The 2,259-nt window shown below is 62.9% G+C and carries 2 protein-coding genes; both read left to right on the forward strand.

All coding sequences use genetic code 11. From position 1 onward, the window contains the following. On the forward strand, positions 1-923 hold a 923-nt coding region (locus CIB54_RS27205; protein ID WP_065932500.1), incomplete at its 5' end, for a substrate-binding domain-containing protein. Then, on the forward strand, positions 920-2,259 hold a 1,340-nt coding region (gene araG, locus CIB54_RS27210; protein WP_101221492.1), incomplete at its 3' end, for an L-arabinose ABC transporter ATP-binding protein AraG. The genes CIB54_RS27205 and araG, both read left to right, overlap by 4 nt.

Here is a 2,259-nt window from a genome sequence, read left to right on the forward strand (position 1 = left end):
CCGCTGAAGAAGTGAAGATCGGCTTCCTGGTCAAACAGGCCGAAGAACCCTGGTTCCAGACCGAATGGGCCTTCGCCGAAAAAGCCGGCAAGGAGCACGGTTTTACCGTGATCAAGATCGCCGTGCCGGATGGCGAGAAAACCCTGTCGGCCATCGACAGCCTGGCCGCCAACGGCGCCAAGGGCTTTGTGATCTGCCCGCCGGATGTGTCCCTGGGCCCGGCCATCGTCGCCAAGGCCAAGGTCAACGGCCTCAAAGTGATGGCCGTGGACGACCGCTTCGTCGACGCCAAGGGCAACTTCATGGAGGACGTGCCGTACCTGGGCATGGCCGCGTTTGAAGTAGGCCAGAAGCAGGGCGCCGCCATGGCCGCCGAAGCGAAAAAACGCGGGTGGGACTGGAAGGACACCTACGCGGTGATCAACACCTTCAACGAACTCGACACCGGCAAGAAACGCACCGACGGCTCGATCAAATCCCTGGAAGAGGCCGGCATTCCCAAGGACCACATCCTCACCGCCGCGCTTAAAACCCTCGACGTGCCCGGCAGCATGGATGCCACCAACTCGGCCCTGGTCAAGCTGCCCAGCGGCGCGAAAAACCTGATCATCGGCGGCATGAACGACAACACCGTGCTCGGTGGCGTACGTGCTACCGAAAGCGCCGGCTTCAAGGCCGCCAACGTGATCGGCATCGGCATCAATGGCACCGACGCCATCGGCGAATTGAAGAAAGCCGACAGCGGCTTCTTCGGCTCGATGCTGCCAAGCCCGCATATCGAGGGTTACAACACCGCGCTGGCAATGTACGAGTGGGTCACCACTGGCAAGGAACCGGCCAAATACACCGCCATGGACGAAGTGACCCTGATCACCCGCGCCAACTTCCAGGAAGAACTGACCAAGATCGGGCTGTGGAAATGACCGCTGCGGCCCTGCGTTTTGACGGTATCGGCAAAACCTTCCCTGGGGTCAAGGCGCTCGATGGCATCAGCTTCACCGCCCACCCGGGGCAAGTGCACGCCCTGATGGGCGAGAACGGTGCGGGTAAATCGACGCTGCTGAAGATCCTCGGCGGCGCCTATATTCCCAGCAGCGGCACGGTGCAGATCGGCGAGCAGACCATGGCCTTCAAGAACGCCGCCGACAGCATTGCCAGCGGTGTGGCGGTGATCCATCAGGAGCTGCACCTGGTGCCGGAAATGACCGTCGCCGAGAACCTGTTCCTCGGGCATCTGCCGTCGCGCTTTGGCGTGGTCAACCGCGGCGTGCTGCGCCAGCAGGCGCTGGCATGCCTCAAGGGCCTGGCCGATGAAATCGATCCCGAGGAAAAGCTCGGGCGCCTGTCCCTGGGTCAGCGCCAATTGGTGGAAATCGCCAAGGCGCTGTCCCGTGGCGCCCATGTGATCGCCTTCGATGAACCGACCAGCAGCCTCTCGGCGCGGGAGATCGACCGCTTGATGGCGATCATCACGCGCCTGCGCGATGAGGGCAAAGTGGTGCTCTACGTCTCGCATCGCATGGAAGAAGTGTTCCGTATCTGCAATGCGGTGACGGTGTTCAAGGACGGCCGCTTCGTGCGCACCTTCGAGGACATGAGCGCGCTGAGCCACGATCAGTTGGTGACCTGCATGGTCGGGCGCGATATCCAGGACATCTACGACTATCGCCCGCGCGAGCATGGCGACGTCGCCCTGAAGGTTGACGGCCTGCTCGGCCCCGGCCTGCGCGAACCGATCAGTTTCAACGTGCGCAAAGGTGAAATCCTCGGCCTGTTCGGCTTGGTGGGGGCAGGGCGCACCGAACTGTTCCGCCTGCTCAGCGGCCTGGAACGCGCCAGTGCCGGCAGCCTGGAGTTGTGCGGTGAGCCGCTGCAATTGCGCTCACCGCGCGATGCCATCGCGGCCGGCGTGCTGTTGTGCCCGGAAGACCGCAAGAAGGAGGGCATCATCCCGCTGTCCAGCGTTGCCGAAAACATCAACATCAGTGCCCGTGGCGCGCATTCGGCGTTCGGCTGGCTGTTGCGCGATGGCTGGGAAAAGGGCAACGCCGACGGGCAAATCAAGGCCATGAAGGTCAAGACGCCGAGCGCCGAACAGAAAATCATGTACCTGTCCGGCGGCAACCAGCAAAAGGCCATTCTCGGCCGCTGGTTGTCGATGCCGATGAAAGTGCTGCTGCTGGACGAGCCCACGCGCGGCATCGACATCGGCGCCAAGGCCGAGATCTACCAGATCATCCACAACCTCGCGGCGCAGGG

Source organism: Pseudomonas fluorescens, assembly GCF_002837185.1.
GTDB classification, from domain to species: Bacteria; Pseudomonadota; Gammaproteobacteria; order Pseudomonadales; family Pseudomonadaceae; genus Aquipseudomonas; species Aquipseudomonas fluorescens_AM.